This is a genomic window from Chryseobacterium endophyticum (genome assembly GCF_056333165.1).
In genome coordinates this window covers 343,760-359,763 of the sequence record NZ_JBWGXE010000003.1, presented here as the reverse complement: position 1 = coordinate 359,763, position 16,004 = coordinate 343,760, and the positions used below count along the sequence as shown (strand labels likewise).

Below are 16,004 nucleotides of genomic sequence, written 5' to 3'. Positions count from 1 at the left end.
ATTAAATATGGATCAGGAAAAAATACAATATATTTTAAGATACTTTATGGATCTGATGACTGATCATGAAGTATCTGCCCTAAAAAATCACATGTATACCTCTAAAACGACAGATAATCCGACTCTGAGAAGGATAATGACCGAAAGAAAATGGATTGATGATAATCCGGAAGTGGAGAAACTTTTAGAAGAGGGATATGATGAATTTGAGCTTTACGTAGTACATCGAATCATGAGGGAAATCCCTGAAAAAGTATTTTTCAACAACTGCCCGAAGTGCGGAAAGCTGGCAAGAACACCTTCTGCAAAACAATGCAGGTTCTGTCGACACGACTGGCACTAAATTGATACAACTATCATAAAAATAAATATGCCAGACAAAAAACACCTCCGGGAAACCATTTCCCTTCCGTTATATGAAAACAGCAGCGACACTGAAACTTTTCAAAACCAGGTTCTGCGTCCCGTTCTGAAATTACAGAACGAGATCTATGTAATGCTGTTCAAAGATTATGCATTGCGGAAAACTTCCGGTTTTACGGCTTTGAGTACGGAAAAGAAAATCAGTTTTATCGATCAGAGCCTGCAGAAGGACAATGCACTCAGAAACCTCTTCATCGGAATGACCATCGGTATGCTGGTTTCTGAAGAAATGAAAATATATCTTTCCGACACGAAGGCCTATAATAAAAGAATTATGGCCATGCTTTCGGAAAGGATTAAAAGTCAGGTGGAAATAATTTGATTAACATAAGATATCAATAGGATTGGGCTTTAGCCCATTTTTATAATTAAGAATACAGATGGGCTTCAGCCAAAACTTACCGTATGTTTTGGCTAAAGCCCTTTTGCTCTTTATTTAGACATCGGGCTGAAGCCCGACGCTATTGATCATTATTCTCCCGTATTGCTTAAACCCACTTAACTTTTTGAATCAATCCATCTTAATGGTTCAATGCTCAGCTTCCATCCACTTGGGGTTTTGCTGCACTACTTTTTCATAGATGGGGCAGCTTTCGGAGTGGGAACCTTTCAGGTAGCCGATACTCATCAGGAATTCATTGACGATCTCGCCGCCGGTAAATTTGAAGGTTTTCTTGAATAATTTCATCCATTCCGGTAATGTTTTCGGATGATGATGCTCAAGCCATTTTTCAAAAGAGCCGAATTCTTTCTGAAGCTCCATGATGGTTTTTGCATTCTCTATCGCAGCGTTTACCTTTAATTTATTTCTGATAATTCCCGGATCAGCCAATAGCCGTTCGCGGTCGGTTTCCTTATATGCCGCTACTTTTTTAACATTAAAATTATTATACGCTTTTCTGAAACCGTCTTCCTTCTTCAGGATCGTTTCCCAGCTGAGGCCGGCCTGGTTGATCTCCATGACGAGTCTTCCAAACAGCTCGTTATCGTCATGGATCGGGAAACCGTAGTGATGGTCGTGGTATTTTTGATGAAGCGCTTTACGCTCTTCGGGGATCATTCTTTCTATTGCTGAACAGTAACTCATAGATCAGTATTTTCAGTTGAGGTTAATTTTTTCCGGAGCGGTGATGATAAAAGCTCCGCTGTGGCGTGCTAAGTTCACATTTATTCCGTAAATGTACAACCCGATGATGACAAATGTATGTCAGGAGACTTTATTTAATGGTAAAAACAGGTCTGATATAGCTCCGCATACGTATAAGATATATCGATATACGTCTTAGACTCATTCCTATACGTTTAAACAATATTAAAATACGCTTTAAGTATATATTTATACGCTTAATATGAATAAAAATATACATTATATATATAAATCTACTCTTAAAGCGTAGATTGATATATTTAAGACGTATAAAAACTCATCCGGAATATCGCCGGACTATTACTTTGATTCACCAAAATGATTTTTGATGGGTATGTTGACGTTAAAAAGAGGGATGTCTTATTATTTTAACCGGATCTTCAGGATTAATACCCCGCTCCATAAAAAACCTCCGCAAAACGGAGGTTATTGTATTAGTGCATGGCTTCACTGAGATCTATTTTTTCTTTGCTTTTCCGCTCTTTCACAAAAAGAATAAACGGAATACAGATCAGGAATATGACGCCCAGGTAGAGGAACACATCCATATAGGAAAGCACCGTGGCCTGCTTGGTGACCGACAGATCGAGCATTTTATAGGCAGCATTCATGGCGGCATCAGGAGTCATCCCTTTAGCCATAAAGCTTCCTTTCAATGCCTGCAGCCGCTGCTGGACGGCGAAATCGGTTTCATCAAGATGCGAAATTAAATTCAGCCTGTATTTCTGTCCGGCATTGGCAATGAAGGTCGTGATAGCAGCGATCCCGAAAGATCCTCCCAGCTGTCTCATCATCCCGGTAAAGGCGGCACCCTGACCTATCTCCTGCCCCTTCAGTGTACTCAGAGACAATGAGGTGATCGGGATAAATAAGAGTCCGAGCCCGGCTCCCCTTACGATCAGCATCCAGAAAAAGGCATCTTTGCTGGTATCCGGCGTGAGTATTTTATATCCCCAGAAACTGTAGATGAAGAAAATGAATAATCCCAGGGAGACAAGAATCTGCTGTTTGGCCCCGGCAGACAGCAACCGGCCGATAATCGGCATCATGAAGGCTGTGGTAAGTGCCGCAGGAATCATCAGTGCTCCCGACTGTAAGGCCGTCCACCCCAGAATACTTTGGGTATACAGCGGAACGATGAAGGTAGATCCGTATAAGCCGAATCCCAATACAAAGGACATGACGGTACCGATCCTGAGGTTGCTGTTTTTCAAAACCCTTAGTTCCACAATAGGATATTTGAAGGTGAGTTCCCGCCAGAGGAATAGGATAAATCCTAAAACTGCCGATACGGTAAAGAGTACGATCCATCCGCTGGCAAACCAGTCTTCTTCATGACCTCTTTCCAGAATATATTGTAATGACCCAACGGTAACGGCCAATAGGGCGATCCCGACCCAGTCGACATCCGAAGCTTTACGCTTTTCTGCATATTTGGGACTTTTCACGAACTGTAGGGTCATCAATGTTGCTGCAATCCCGATCGGGATATTGATGTAGAAAATATACGGCCAGCTGAAGTTATCGACGATATACCCTCCGAGTGGCGGACCTAATGTAGGCCCGATGATCACCCCCAGACCGTAGATGGCCTGTGCCATACTTCTTTTTTCGATCGGGTAAGATTCGGTAATAATGGTCTGCGAAGTTACCAGCAATGCCCCTCCGCCGATCCCCTGCATCAGCCTGAAAAATACCAGTTCCCAGATGTTGGTGGCATTTCCACAGAGGAATGAGAATACGGTGAATATAATGATGGAGGCTGCAAAGTAATTTCTACGTCCGAACTGTTGGGACAGCCAGCTGGTCATCGGTACAATAATCACGTTCCCGATCGCGTATGCGGTAATGACCCATCCCACTTCAGAAAGTGTGGCTCCCAGGTTTCCCTTCATTTCATTGAGGGCAACGTTTACAATCGTGGAATCCACAATCTCAAGCAAAGCACAAAGAATAGCTGTAATCGTAATGATCACTCTCCGCGCTCCATATTCTACTAATGAATCTTGCATGTTTGTTTAATAGGTATTAAAAAATTAAGAGATTATGAGATTCAGAAAAAAATGAGATGGAGAACAAGCATTTTTACGAACTAACTTTACCCTTACTGATCATTTTCTGCCTGTGGGGTTGTAAACCACTTCCCGAAAGGCTTCTATTCTGAATCTCTAAAATCTTAATTAAAAAAAAGCGAATTGTCAATGGTCTGTCTTCATCTGTCGTCGGTTCCGGCTTCATTTCAATCTTCCCCATTGATTTCCTCTGCGGATAGGTTTCTCTTCATTTCCGGCCTGTTCAAATTTCCACATCGCGACCGGTTTCTTCTTCATCCCGCTACTTCTTCATGATCAATACTGCTGCATGGATATTCTGCATATCCGACGCTACGGCATCATTGACAATTCTCTTATATTGTTTTTTAAAAGTGAATGGTCAGTCTATCAACTCCATTGTCGTCTTCATCGGCATTTCTCCGTCATTTTGGTCTCCTCTTCATTTACCTTCATGGTGACCAAAGCTTCTGCATGTCTTTCAGCATCAATGACTGCTCCTTCGAGACTGACAATTCACTTATATTTTATTTTAATGAAACTTCCGCTTTCACGTTCATTCCTGTTCTTAAGCGTTGGGCGACATTCTTATCAAGATTTACAAAATCGATCTTTACAGGAAGTCTCTGTACTACTTTTACGAAGTTACCGCTGGCATTATCAGGAGGCAGGATTGAGAATGTAGCTCCGGTAGCGGGAGAAAAAGAGCTCACGACCCCGTCAAATTCTCTGTCCGGGAAGGCATCTATTTCGATTTTCACTTTTTGTCCTTCCACCATTTTATCGACCTGGGTTTCTTTGAAGTTGGCCACTACCCATTTCTGGTCGTTTTTAACCAAAGCAAATAATTGAGATCCGGCCTGCAGGTACTGTCCGGCCTGGATCGGCACTTTTCCTACGTATCCGTCCTCAGGAGCAACAATTACAGTGTATGAAAGGTTTAGCTTGGCATTTTCAACATCTACTTCTCTCTGCTTCGCTACGGAACCTGCCACACTGATCTGCTGTGAGCTTGCCGCTGTCTGAGAAGATGCGATATTGGTCTGTTGGGCAATCTGGTTTCTCTGATCGATCAGAACCTGCAGTTGCTTGTCTGCCGTCTGTTTTGCGGCAAGAGCCTGCTCATACTGCTGCTCGGTGATGGAATGGTCTTTTACCAGGTTGGCATATCTTTTCAGATCCTGCGTAGTCTTCCACACATTTACTTTGGCGGCTTCTATCTGGGCGTTGGCTGTTGTAACCGCTGCTTGTGATGAACCGATATTTTTGGAAGTCGCCGTGGTGCTGGCCTGAGCATTGGAAATATTGCTTTTTGCTGTTGCCAAAGCAGCTTCAGCCTGTTCAAGAGCCATTTTCTGATCCCTGCTGTCGAGAATGACCAGGGTATCTCCTTTTTTTACAAACTGATTATCTTTTACTTTTACCTGCGTTACGTATCCTGAAATTTTTGAAATTACCGGAGCCATATTAGAGGTAATCTGTGCGTCGTCTGTTTCTTCATGGGACTGTCCGTAGGTGTAGGTATTGTATCCGTAGATTCCTCCCCCGATGACAACAACCGCTAAAATGATAGGAAAAACTAAACTTTTTTTCTTTTTAGGCTGAGTTTCTATTGTCGTATTATTTTCCATTGTCGGTATCGTTCTTAATTTTATTTTGTTGTTAAAGTTCCTGTGGTTTGTAATAGTTTTCGGTAAGCGAGTGCGGCATCTGCCTTGGCATTGATCACGCCGACATTGGCTGCGATCTGTGCGGCATCTGCATCCAGAAGTTCTGTCATGGTCGCCAGCCCGTTATCGTATTTGTTTTTTGTAATCCTGTAGTTTTCGTTAGCCTGTTCAGCAGATTTTTCAAATACGGCGATTCTCTTTTTAGAGTAATCCGTATTCTGGTATTCCCTGTTGACATCTAATTTGATATTGTCGTTTAATAATTCGTTGGTGGCAGACAACTGCATTTCCCTGGCTTTTGACTGTTTCAAAGAAGAGTTTTCTTTCCAGAGGTTTGATAAATTGTATGAAATCCCGACCCCTACGTTTACGGCATTGTAAATGGTTAAAAATTTAGGGATATCGGCAGCAACATATCCTCCTGTGAAAGCAATCGAAGGGAGGTTTTCAGCTTTTGCGGCTTTTGTTCCCAACGCGGCGGCCTGTCTCTGCATGCCCAAAGCCTGGAGGTCTTTGCGGTTTTCTCTTGCCGTGTTGATATAGTAATCAACGGTTTTTACTTCACTTCCTTCTTCGATATAGTTCTGGTCTACATCAATCTCGGTAGTTTCGGGCAGTCCCAACAACAGATCCATATTGATATTCGCAATATTATAGTTGTTTTTGGCTTCAAGGAGTTGCAGCTCGATGTTTGATGTCTGAAGATTCGCTTTCAGCCTGTCGTTTCTTGCGATGAGGCCATTGTTTTCCATTTTAAGGAATGTTTCATCTCTTTTCTGAGATGCGGAAAGGTTTTCTTCCAGCACTTTAATGGACTGGTTGGCCTTAAATAAATTGTTGTAAGCCTGTGCCACGTTGTAAGCGATGGCTACTTTATCGTTTTCGGTACTCAGTTTTGATGCTTCTACCAGGTATTTTGCAGATTCGATACCGTATTTTATTCTTCCGCCACTGTAAATGGGAACGCTAAGGTTGGCAGATCCGTAGGCTACCTGGTGTACTTCAGGGCCTCCGTCTCCGGAAACTCCGGGAAGCTTGATGTTAATATTCGGCTTCAGGGGAAGATACATATAGCTTCCTGAAACTTTCAGCTCCGGCAATTGTCTGTTCTTTGCTTCGAGAAGATCTGCTGTAGCTTCCTCGATTTTTGCGGCATCAATCTTCAGATTTTTGCTGTTCTGAATGCCCAGCTGCACCGCTTCGTCAAGAGTGAGTGTTCTTTTCTCCTGTGCATTTGCAGTAGTCATTCCTGCGAATAGTGCCAGCGCAAGGACTGAGTTATTTATTTTCTTCATAACCTAGAAGGTCTTTTAATAAGTATTTTATGTGTGTATTAAGCTCTGTGTAATAGGTTTCGTCAAAAATTCCCTCTTCATCGGTATTGTTCAGGAATTCCTTGTACATTTCTTTGGCATTGGAAGCATAGAACAAAGTTCCGCTCACCGTGGAATGCAAAAGGTAGATCGGTGGATTTTTAGTAAAAATGCCCTTCTCCAGTCCGCTTTCCAATATTTTTGAGTACATGGAAATAAATCCTAATTTGGTTTTCTTCAGAAAATCAACAATATGAGGATTCTGTGTGTGAAGCTGCTCTCTCTGCATGATCCTGTAGAAACATTTGTGATGTCTTACTCTTCCTGCAAACTGATCTACGATTTTTTCGATCTTCTGCCATTCATTGATATCTGTTCTTTCCAGGATGTCCTTTGAAAAAAACTGTCCTTCTTCCATTCTGTATTCTACCAGCTTTTCGTACAGCTTTTCTTTTGAACCGAAATAATACGAGATCATCGAAATGTTGACATTGGCTGCTTTGGCAATCTCCCGGGTGGAAGTTCCTTCAAAACCTTTTTCAGCAAAAAGCTTCTCGGCAGCAAACAATATGTTTTCTTCTTTTGATATCATTATGTATTCTCATTTTTTGAGCATGCAAATTTACATCCAATTTTGAATAAATCAAACGATTGATTGAATTATTAATGAATTTTTAATATTCAACACCATAAAATATTGATAATATGACATTTAATATTTATTCAAAAAATTAATAAACATTATAGACAGCGCATTTTAAAGAAAAATGAAAGAAAAATTTCACCCGTTTTTGGCGGGAAAACGGAAAATCTGATAAAAATTTAATCTTTAAAATAATACCTCCGAAAGTTTCCGGAGGTATTGCTTATGAGTTTTTGTGGATGTAGCGTGATAATTTAATGCCCAGATCGGTCCATACAATTTTGGGATTTCCGTTTCGTGTCAAATGTAGATCGGCGGTACTGATTTCTTCAAGAATACTTTCGATATTGGCACCGCTTATAAACTTTGAAAACCCGAGCCAGTTGAATCCATTGGCATCAATTTTTTTGTAGACCAGATTTTCCGACCGGTAATTCTGAAGGAGGGCAAGTCTGAAAATTTCGGAACAGTAATTTAAAAAGTTCTTCTGTTTTTCCCTGTTCCAGCCGGCAATTTCCCTGGCCCAGAAAATAATACTTTTCAAAAATTCCGGTTTTTTCTTTACCATGAATGCATCTCGAACCCACTGTATGAAAAGTTTTTCAAACTCATCGTCCTTACTTCCTGACTGAAGAAGTTTTACGGCATCATTCAGATCTCCCTGAGCCTGATGAATGACCTCCCCTATTTTGTCATCGGAAACATTAAAATTATTTTTCAGATATTTTTCGAGATCTTCGTCGATAATTCTCGGAACTTCTACAATCTGCGTTCTTGAAAGAATGGTTGGCAGAATGTCGTTTGTGGTCTCTGCCGTAAGAATAATGATTGTTTTGGACGGTGGCTCTTCCAGGAATTTCAGGAATTTATTGGCTGCGGCAACGTTCATTTTATCGGCGCGCCACACGATAAGGATTTTGGTTCCCCCTTCGAAACTCTTTAATGAGAATTTTTGATTCTGATCATCAATTTCATCTGCTGAAATAAAGAGCTGCTTATTTTCCGACTCCAGAAAGGCGGTCCAGTCGTCATAACTTGAATAGGGAGAATTGATGATCATTTCCCTGAACTCTTCAAATTTATTTTTACTTAAAGAATTCCTGTTGTCGGTAAAAACGGGAAAACTGAAATGAAGGTCAAGGTGATTGAGATGTTCTACTTTTGAGGCGGCGTGTTCATTTTCGCTGCTTAAGATTTCTTTGGCGTATGCCAGAGCCATCGGCAAGGTGCCGTAGCCTTCTCTTCCTACGAAAAGCTGGGCATGGCTTACTCTGTTTTCGGCGATACTTTCTCTTAAAAGATTTTTAAGATTTTCCTGTCCGGCAATGTTCTCCCAATTCATGGTCCAAAGATAAAAAAATTGTAGGTTATTGTGATGTGAATTTTATTTCATGAGTGAATTTTGCAGTTCAAAGCAATAGTGACTTGTGAAGTACCTGTGCGGATTCTTTAACGCTGGGATCGCAAGGTTTTGTTTAATGCATAACGCGGATCTTTCGGTCGCAAAGGCGTTTCACTCAGCAAGTGAGCAGTAGATTGTGAAATGTGAATTTTTGTGCAATAAGTTAACGGTGAATTTTATGCTCTTCGTAAAAATTGACAATTTAAAAGAATTGACGATTCACCATTATCTATGACAAATAAATCCAAAATTCAACAAACAAAAAATTGACAAGCGAAGCGAATTGACCATTCACCATTCACCGTAATAAGGCTGCGGTTCCCTCTGTATATGCCTTAACAAACTTTAACCTCATATAATTTTTACAATTCATTAATATTTAAGATATTTGCGCATTGTTTTAAAAATAAAGAATGAAAAAAATCTTTGTACTATCATTTATATCAGTTGGATATTTCCTAAACGCGCAGAATCTAAGCAATTCACCTTATGCGACGTACGGAATCGGGGATGTAAAATATGATAATACGATCGAAACTTCCTCTATGGGAGGGATATCTACCGCTTTTATAAGCGACTTCACAAGTAATTTCAATTTTGCAAACCCTGCAAATAATGCTAATTTCGAGCTTACAAGCATCAAACTGGAGGCTACCAACGAAAACAATTACTTTACATCAGATTACAACAATACGAAGTCTACCAAACATTCTACGTATTTATCTAATATTGCACTGGCTTTTCCTTTATCTCCAAAATTGAAAATGGGACTTTCTTATCAGCCATACAGCTCAAAAAGTTACGAGATCATTCATACGGAAACTGATAAAGATACCGGCGTGATGACAGGAAACAGATTCAAGGGGAGCGGAACTTTAAATACGGCACAGATCGCATTGGGATATAAAATCAATGATCAGTTTGCGGTAGGGGCCAGAGCCAACTATTATTTTGGAAATCTATATGACCTGAATGAGCTTGCTGTCTCAAATGCAGAGCTTATCAACGGTTATGAAACCAAAAACAGCATTAAAAATTTCAACTTTACTGTAGGAGCGAGTTATCAGAAACTGAATACCAGTACAGACCGAAAACTGACGATCGGGGCAACGACAACTTTCGGTAATACGAGTAATATAACGACCGATTACATAAACAGCACCTACTATTATTCTGATGATGCCAGAACGGTAAAGGCCAATGAAAGTATCATCGATAAAAAAAGTACCAATTCCAATAACCTTTTACCTCTGCAAGCTTCTGTTGGTGTAGGGTACGGTGAAGAGAACAAATGGTTTTTGTCTGTTCAGGGAGATTATAAAAAAGGGGAAAGTATCGCTTATTTCGGACAATCCCTTGATCTTCAAAACTCTTACCAGATTTCCGCCGGAGGTTGGTACCTGCCGAATTATAATAACTTCAGAAGTTATTTTTCAAGGATCGTTTACCGCTATGGGGCTTTCTATGAAAAAGGAAGTTTACAGATTGCGGGACAGAGTATCAATAAATTCGGAGTTTCTGCCGGAGTACTTCTTCCATTCAAGAACAGCAGCATAACGAGAATGAGCGGTCTGGAACTTGGTCTCGAGGTAGGAAAAAGAGGTACTCTTAAAAATAACCTGATCAACCAGAATTATATTAACTTCAAGCTTGGTTTCAATTTTGCGGATAAGTGGTTCAGAAAAGTCCTTTACAACTAAAATGAAATTCTTCGGAAATATATCATACAAAAATCATATAGCATACCTTTTTAGTTGTGCTATATTTTTTATGATCACATCCTGTGAAGAAGACCTTACCAAAAATTCAGGAAAGAATAATAAGAATTTTGCTTCACAGATCATCAACAATGCTGATATTATCCAAAGAGATTCGGGCTTTGTAACGATGAGGGCCAAAGCTCCGGTTATCGAAAAGTACGAATTGATCGACAGCCCTTATACCGTTGCATCAAAAGGAATTGACATTCTTTTTTTTGATAAAAAGAAACCCAAAGTTCCCGGAAAGATAAAAGCTAAATATGCCAAATTCTACGATTATAAGCAATTCTACGAAGCGAGGGGGGATGTAAGAATTACGACCAACGAGAATGATAGATTTGCCATGCAATCCGTATTCTGGGATCAGAGAAAAAAAAGGATTTATACCAAAGATACCGTTTACGTAACGATGAAAGACGGATCAACACTGATCGGAGCTCATGGGATGACCGCCAAAGATGATTTTTCCGAGTACGTATTTTATCAGAATTCAGGAGACTTTGCCACCGACAAATTGTCCGAAAACAAACGGTAAATTTATGATTTTCCATGCGATAGGATTAATGTCCGGAACCAGCCTTGACGGTCTTGATATCTGTTTCGTGAGATTGCGGAAAGAAGATTCCTGGAGTTTTGATATATTAAAAGCAGAAACTATTCCTTACGACAAAGCAATGGGGGATCAGCTTCAAAATGCTATTCATTTGTCTGCGGAAGAACTATCGGAGCTGAATTCGGCGTATGGCTTTTTCTTAGGAAAGTCTGTTCAGCACTTTATAGCAAAACACAAGCTTGAAAGTATTGATCTTATCGCCTCGCACGGGCACACTGTTTTTCACCAGCCCGAAAAAAAGTTTACCCTTCAGATCGGTGACGGGCGAGCAATAAAGCTGGAAACGGGTCTGCCTGTAGTATATGATTTCAGAAGTCAGGATGTACTAATGGGCGGAAATGGAGCCCCTCTTGTCCCCATCGGTGATGAACTGCTTTTTCCACAGTATGACGCCTGTCTTAATTTAGGCGGATTTTCCAATATTTCTTTAAAGGTCGACCACAGAAGAGTCGCTTTCGACATTGCTCCGGTAAATATTGTTCTCAACCGACTTGCTCATAATTTCAACCTGAGTTTCGATGATGGCGGAAATCTTGCCAGAAAAGGAAAAATTAATGAAGAGATTTTGTCACGATTGAATTCATTAAGCTTCTATCATCAGCCTCATCCGAAATCATTAGGTATCGAATGGTGCAATGAAAACATTTTTCCATTACTGGAAGGTATTGAAAAAACTGATGCATTATCTACTTTTACTGAGCACGCCGCTATTCAGATTTCCAATGTGTTGAATGAAAACCAACTGAAAAATGTTCTTTTTACAGGTGGTGGGGCATATAATCAATATTTAATCGAAAAAATCAGTACCAAAACACAGGCACAAATAATCATCCCGGAAAAGGAAATTATTGATTATAAGGAAGCACTTATCTTTGCCTTTATGGGAATTTTGAGGGTCAATAATGAAGTGAATGTATTGGCTTCCGCTACCGGCAGTCCACATAATCACAGTTCCGGAATTATCGCATAAAAAAACCTCCTGAGCGGAGGTTGATGTGTTTATTTATAAGCTTCAATTTTGTCGGTCAGCGTATTGATAAAGTTTTGCAGAGGCTTTTCGACCATCATTTTTATGAAAGGGTTGAATTTTCCTTCAAAAAGCATCTGAACTTCCGTTTGGTTTTCATTAAGAGGCTGCAGTGCGGCAGTCAATGAAAAATCCAGGCTTGAACTCGCAGACTTTAAAACGGCCTTCTGATCCGTCACTTCATCAATTTTCAATGCAATTTCAGGCATTCCCTGCAAACCGAATTTAAATCCGTCTTCTCTCGTTTCAAATTTCTGAAGACCGTCCGGCATAAAATCTTTGTAATTTTCCGGTGATTTCAGTATTTCTACCAGGTCTTTAGATGATTTATTCACAATAATCTTTCGTCCTTCTAAATTCATTTTTTATTTTTGTATTAAATTCTTAATTCTTACAAATATATGTATAAAGTTTTTGTGAACGAAAAAAAATTATTGTTGTCTAAGCAATCGGAAAACTTAGAAAAAACGCTTGGATACGAAAACGTCACAAGCCTGGAGATCGCTCTTGATCTTCTGGAAAATACATCGGTAAAAGAATTAAATGTGTATGGAGAAAACCTCGAACAAATCTGGTCGGAGTTTAAGGGATTGTTCAGAATTATCGAAGCAGCCGGAGGTATTGTAAACAATTCGCAGGGAGATATTCTTTTTATCCGGAGACTTGGAAAATGGGATCTTCCGAAGGGAAAAATGGAAAAAGGAGAATCCCGGGAGGAGTCTGCAGTACGGGAAATTGAAGAAGAGACGGGACTGGCGGATGTGGAGTTAGCAGATTTCATCAACACCACTTACCATATTTATATTGAAAGAAACGGGGATAAAATTCTTAAGTGTACGCATTGGTTTGAAATGAATTTTACAGGCAATGATACTTCAAAGCCGCAAATCGAAGAAGGAATTACTGAAGTTGCCTGGAAAAACACCGCTCAGATAGAAGAGGAAGTTTTTCCAAGCACCTTTAAGAATATAAAGCTTATTATCAAAGAATTCTGGAATACCAGGCTTAAATAAAATCAATCGATTTTTCCAGGGCGATGCCTCTTGATCCTTTCAGAAGTATATTTTTTGAGGTGATTTTGTGGTCTTTAAGATATTCTATTAAATCTTGTGTACTGATGAAGCTTAATGGAGAATCATAAACATTCCTGAAGTTTTTGCCAACGGTGATGACCTGGCCGAAACCTGACTTTAAAGCTAAATCTAAAATATGACGGTGCTCGTTTTCACTTTCGTCACCGAGTTCGAGCATATCTCCGATAATGATCGTTTTTGAACCTTCAAAAGTAACAAAATTTTGAAGAGATGCCGACATAGAGCTTGGATTGGCATTATAAGTATCCAGCACAAGCGTTTGATCTCCTTTTTGCACAATCTGAGAGCGCATGTTGGTTGGGGTATAGTTTTCAATGGCATGGACGATTTTATCAAAACCAATTCCGAAATACAATCCTAAGCTTGCAGCGGCACAAAGGTTTGTGAAGTTATATTCACCGGTAAGTTTTGAAACGGCTTTTTCTCCTTTATACATCAGGCCTACAAAATGTTCTTCAGAAAATAGATCAAACTGGTAGTCGGAATCGGGTTTTCCAAAAGTAATTTTTTGCGAATAACCGACCGTTTTCTCGACCTGAATCGGATCATTTTCGTTGACCAGAATTGTTCTGCCATTATTCTTCAGATAATCATATAATTCCGACTTGCCTTTTATGACGCCTTCTACCCCTCCGAAACCTTCTAAATGTGCTTTTCCGAAATTGGTAATGTATCCGAAATCCGGCACTGAAAGAGAACAGAGAAGCTCTATTTCCTTTTGATGATTCGCTCCCATCTCAATAACGGCCATTTCGTGTTCCGGCCTGATCGAAAGGATTGTTAAAGGAACTCCGATGTGATTGTTTAAATTACCTTTTGTGTACTGAACACTGAATTTTTCTGAAAGTACGGCATGGATAATTTCTTTGGTCGTGGTTTTCCCGTTACTGCCGGTAAGCCCTATCACAGGGATTGTAAGCTTCTGCCGGTGATAGATGGCCAGTTCCTGTAAAAACTGCAAAGTGGAAGGTATATAAAAAATATGCTTTTCCCGGTTTTCATACTCCGGCTGCTCTACGATCACGGCCAGGGCACCCTTTGTCACCGCTTCTTCCGCCAGGGTTGCGGCGTTGAAAGTTTCTCCCGAAAAAGCAAAGAATATGTCATTTTGCTCAATTTTCCTGCTGTCGATGACAACATTACGGGACTGTAAAAACAAAGGGTAAAATTGTTCTGCATTCATGGATCAAAAATAAAAAAACCTTCCAGAATTCCGGAAGGTTTTTTGAAAATTATTTTGATAAATATTATCTTCGTGTTCTACCTTTGTCACTTGCTCTGGCATCCTGAGCTACACGGAATCCGATCCATCCGTATGCCTTATTTTGATTTTTATATCTTCTTTGTCCCGGATCCAGCCAGTAAGCAGTATCTTGCCAAGAACCTCCTTTTACTACTCTGATATCATTTGAGATTTCAGAAGTTCTTTCTTTTCTGTCTTTCTGCATTACCACTCTACCGCTTGCATCTACGATAAATCTGGATTTTGGAGAATTGTACATATCATATGTTGCTGCTGAGTCTGATGCATTTCTGTAATCTAAAGAAGACATTCTGTCACCATCTCTATAGTTTCTGTAGTCAGCAATCGTTTCTCTTTCAAACTGTCCGGGCAGGTTTTTGTAAACTAGTCTTCCGTCTGCTAAAGTATCATATTTGATGCTGGTTTCGTCTACCATTTTGTAAGTTCCGTCTCCGTTTCTTACGATAGCCTGTGGCATATTTCCTCTGTAATAGTTGAAATCACTGAAATCTTCATCGATGATTGGTCTGTATACGTCAGCCGTCCATTCTGAAACGTTTCCGTACATTCCGTAGATACCCAAATCATTTGAAGGGAATTGTCTTACGTCGGAAGTTTGTGCTGATCCGTCGTTTTTCCAGCCTGCGATACCAGAATAATCTCCGGCACCCATTTTGAAGTTTTCAAGGAACATTCCTCTTTCTTTTCCTTTGGTACCTCTCAGTTTTTCAATCTGAGGTTTTTTACCCATATATTGGTTGTACTCTCTGTTTTTAGCCATTCCTAAAGCTGCATATTCCCATTCTACTTCTGTAGGAAGTCTGAATTTGGTAACCATAGCTGCATTTGGAGCTCTGTTGGCAGCAAGAAGTCTCTGATTCGTTGTTTTCAGACCAGTTTTTTGCTGCATTCTTTTTTCGTTGATGTACCCTTGCATTTCAGGATCATTCGATTTGAATTTATCCATATTGAATGCGGTTCCGCCCTGGTTGTTGGATTCGTTGATGTACAAATCTTTGGCAATGATACCGGCCTGCATTAAGGCTTTCTCGTTTGCTCTGTCTGACAACCACTCGCAGTATCTGTTGGCCTGAGTCCATGAAACCCCTACTACAGGATAGTAATCAAACTCAGGAGAACGGAAATACGTCTCGTTGTAATCATTTCTAGATAGTTTGTTGTCCCACAATAAGGTATCCGGCAACGCTCCGTTGTAGATTTCCTTGAAGCTGGGATCGCTTGGAGGGAATACATACTTCAACCATGTAAGGTATTCGCGGTATTCGTAGTTAGTAATTTCAGTTTCCCCGATAAAGAATGAACTTACCTGCATTCTGCGTGGTGAGTTATTCCAATCGTGCATAACATCATCTTTCACTAATCCCATTGTAAAAGTTCCACCTTCTACATATACCATCCCCGGCCAACCTTTCTGTTTTTGTTGCTTTCCTGCAAAAAACCAACCTTGTTTTTCGTTTGGTTTCCAACCTGTTTTGCTGACAAACTTTTTAGTACCGCCGCCATTATTCGATCCTCCGCAACTGGTTAATGCAAGTGTAGAACTTAATGCTATTAATGAAAACAACTTTAGTTTTTTCATAGTCGATATAAATATTTT

The 16,004-nt window shown here is 40.1% G+C and carries 15 protein-coding genes; 6 read left to right on the top strand and 9 right to left on the bottom strand.

The genetic code is table 11. The features are described from left to right. Window positions 1-7: 7 nt before the first annotated feature. Window positions 8-343 (top strand): hypothetical protein, encoded by a 336-nt coding sequence (locus AC0N32_RS09790; protein ID WP_476393668.1) that lies wholly within the window; start codon window positions 8-10, stop codon window positions 341-343. Window positions 344-370: 27 nt separating this feature from the next. Continuing rightward, a complete protein-coding gene (locus AC0N32_RS09785; RefSeq protein WP_476393667.1) occupies window positions 371-745 on the top strand; it encodes a glyoxalase in 375 nt (124 codons plus the stop codon). A gap of 207 nt (window positions 746-952) precedes the next feature. Here the strand turns inward: AC0N32_RS09785 and AC0N32_RS09780 are convergent, their stop codons facing one another. The 6 genes from AC0N32_RS09780 to AC0N32_RS09755 all read right to left on the bottom strand — a co-directional run bounded on the left by AC0N32_RS09780 (window position 953) and on the right by AC0N32_RS09755 (window position 8,589). Beyond that, complete coding sequence (locus tag AC0N32_RS09780) at window positions 953-1,510, bottom strand: DNA-3-methyladenine glycosylase I (protein WP_476393666.1); 558 nt, start codon at window positions 1,508-1,510, stop codon at window positions 953-955. 494 nt (window positions 1,511-2,004) lie between these two features. Continuing rightward, complete coding sequence (locus tag AC0N32_RS09775; RefSeq protein WP_476393665.1) at window positions 2,005-3,582, bottom strand: DHA2 family efflux MFS transporter permease subunit; 1,578 nt, start codon at window positions 3,580-3,582, stop codon at window positions 2,005-2,007. 566 nt (window positions 3,583-4,148) lie between these two features. After that, complete coding sequence (locus AC0N32_RS09770; RefSeq protein WP_476393664.1) at window positions 4,149-5,252, bottom strand: HlyD family secretion protein; 1,104 nt, start codon at window positions 5,250-5,252, stop codon at window positions 4,149-4,151. 20 nt (window positions 5,253-5,272) lie between these two features. Then, window positions 5,273-6,586 (bottom strand): TolC family protein, encoded by a 1,314-nt coding sequence (locus AC0N32_RS09765; protein WP_476393663.1) that lies wholly within the window; start codon window positions 6,584-6,586, stop codon window positions 5,273-5,275. Next, on the bottom strand, window positions 6,570-7,196 hold the full coding sequence (locus AC0N32_RS09760) for a TetR/AcrR family transcriptional regulator (protein WP_476393662.1): 627 nt from the start codon (window positions 7,194-7,196) through the stop codon (window positions 6,570-6,572). The genes AC0N32_RS09765 and AC0N32_RS09760 overlap by 17 nt, the downstream gene beginning before the upstream one ends. Window positions 7,197-7,470: 274 nt before the next feature. Beyond that, complete coding sequence (locus AC0N32_RS09755; RefSeq protein ID WP_476393661.1) at window positions 7,471-8,589, bottom strand: DNA polymerase III subunit; 1,119 nt, start codon at window positions 8,587-8,589, stop codon at window positions 7,471-7,473. 473 nt (window positions 8,590-9,062) lie between these two features. Here AC0N32_RS09755 and bamG point away from each other — a divergent pair, with 473 nt between their 5' ends. From bamG to AC0N32_RS09740, 3 genes are read left to right on the top strand one after another with little or no spacing between them, the layout of a single operon-like run. After that, window positions 9,063-10,349: a BamG family beta-barrel-assembly machinery protein gene (bamG, locus tag AC0N32_RS09750; RefSeq protein WP_476393660.1), complete on the top strand. Its 1,287-nt coding sequence runs from the start codon at window positions 9,063-9,065 to the stop codon at window positions 10,347-10,349. Window position 10,350: 1 nt separating this feature from the next. Further along, window positions 10,351-10,944, top strand: a complete 594-nt coding sequence (locus tag AC0N32_RS09745) for an LptA/OstA family protein (protein WP_476393659.1) — start codon at window positions 10,351-10,353, stop codon at window positions 10,942-10,944. Window positions 10,945-10,948: 4 nt separating this feature from the next. Further along, on the top strand, window positions 10,949-11,992 hold the full coding sequence (locus AC0N32_RS09740) for an anhydro-N-acetylmuramic acid kinase (RefSeq protein WP_476393658.1): 1,044 nt from the start codon (window positions 10,949-10,951) through the stop codon (window positions 11,990-11,992). Between the two features lie 29 nt (window positions 11,993-12,021). Here the strand turns inward: AC0N32_RS09740 and AC0N32_RS09735 are convergent, their stop codons facing one another. Beyond that, window positions 12,022-12,411, bottom strand: a complete 390-nt coding sequence (locus AC0N32_RS09735) for an SRPBCC family protein (protein ID WP_476393657.1) — start codon at window positions 12,409-12,411, stop codon at window positions 12,022-12,024. Window positions 12,412-12,450: 39 nt separating this feature from the next. Between AC0N32_RS09735 and AC0N32_RS09730 the strand changes: the two genes are divergently transcribed. Next, complete coding sequence (locus tag AC0N32_RS09730; RefSeq protein ID WP_476393656.1) at window positions 12,451-13,062, top strand: NUDIX hydrolase; 612 nt, start codon at window positions 12,451-12,453, stop codon at window positions 13,060-13,062. Here AC0N32_RS09730 and AC0N32_RS09725 read toward each other — a convergent pair. Beyond that, complete coding sequence (locus AC0N32_RS09725) at window positions 13,055-14,326, bottom strand: UDP-N-acetylmuramoyl-tripeptide--D-alanyl-D-alanine ligase (protein WP_476393655.1); 1,272 nt, start codon at window positions 14,324-14,326, stop codon at window positions 13,055-13,057. The two genes, AC0N32_RS09730 and AC0N32_RS09725, sit on opposite strands and share 8 nt — an antisense overlap. A 64-nt stretch (window positions 14,327-14,390) precedes the next feature. Continuing rightward, window positions 14,391-15,986, bottom strand: coding sequence for a gliding motility lipoprotein GldJ (gene gldJ / locus AC0N32_RS09720; protein ID WP_476393654.1), 1,596 nt, complete (start codon window positions 15,984-15,986; stop codon window positions 14,391-14,393). Window positions 15,987-16,004: the final 18 nt, after the last annotated feature.

Excerpts from the sequence above, each read along its gene's own strand:
- AC0N32_RS09790 (WP_476393668.1), top strand. The coding sequence starts at position 8 with ATGGATCAGGAAAAAATACAATATATTTTAAGATACTTTATGGATCTG.
- AC0N32_RS09785 (WP_476393667.1), top strand. The coding sequence starts at position 371 with ATGCCAGACAAAAAACACCTCCGGGAAACCATTTCCCTTCCGTTATAT.
- AC0N32_RS09780 (WP_476393666.1), bottom strand. The coding sequence starts at position 1,510 with ATGAGTTACTGTTCAGCAATAGAAAGAATGATCCCCGAAGAGCGTAAA.
- AC0N32_RS09775 (WP_476393665.1), bottom strand. The coding sequence starts at position 3,582 with ATGCAAGATTCATTAGTAGAATATGGAGCGCGGAGAGTGATCATTACG.
- AC0N32_RS09770 (WP_476393664.1), bottom strand. The coding sequence starts at position 5,252 with ATGGAAAATAATACGACAATAGAAACTCAGCCTAAAAAGAAAAAAAGT.
- AC0N32_RS09765 (WP_476393663.1), bottom strand. The coding sequence starts at position 6,586 with ATGAAGAAAATAAATAACTCAGTCCTTGCGCTGGCACTATTCGCAGGA.
- AC0N32_RS09760 (WP_476393662.1), bottom strand. The coding sequence starts at position 7,196 with ATGATATCAAAAGAAGAAAACATATTGTTTGCTGCCGAGAAGCTTTTT.
- AC0N32_RS09755 (WP_476393661.1), bottom strand. The coding sequence starts at position 8,589 with ATGAATTGGGAGAACATTGCCGGACAGGAAAATCTTAAAAATCTTTTA.
- bamG (WP_476393660.1), top strand. The coding sequence starts at position 9,063 with ATGAAAAAAATCTTTGTACTATCATTTATATCAGTTGGATATTTCCTA.
- AC0N32_RS09745 (WP_476393659.1), top strand. The coding sequence starts at position 10,351 with ATGAAATTCTTCGGAAATATATCATACAAAAATCATATAGCATACCTT.
- AC0N32_RS09740 (WP_476393658.1), top strand. The coding sequence starts at position 10,949 with ATGATTTTCCATGCGATAGGATTAATGTCCGGAACCAGCCTTGACGGT.
- AC0N32_RS09735 (WP_476393657.1), bottom strand. The coding sequence starts at position 12,411 with ATGAATTTAGAAGGACGAAAGATTATTGTGAATAAATCATCTAAAGAC.
- AC0N32_RS09730 (WP_476393656.1), top strand. The coding sequence starts at position 12,451 with ATGTATAAAGTTTTTGTGAACGAAAAAAAATTATTGTTGTCTAAGCAA.
- AC0N32_RS09725 (WP_476393655.1), bottom strand. The coding sequence starts at position 14,326 with ATGAATGCAGAACAATTTTACCCTTTGTTTTTACAGTCCCGTAATGTT.
- gldJ (WP_476393654.1), bottom strand. The coding sequence starts at position 15,986 with ATGAAAAAACTAAAGTTGTTTTCATTAATAGCATTAAGTTCTACACTT.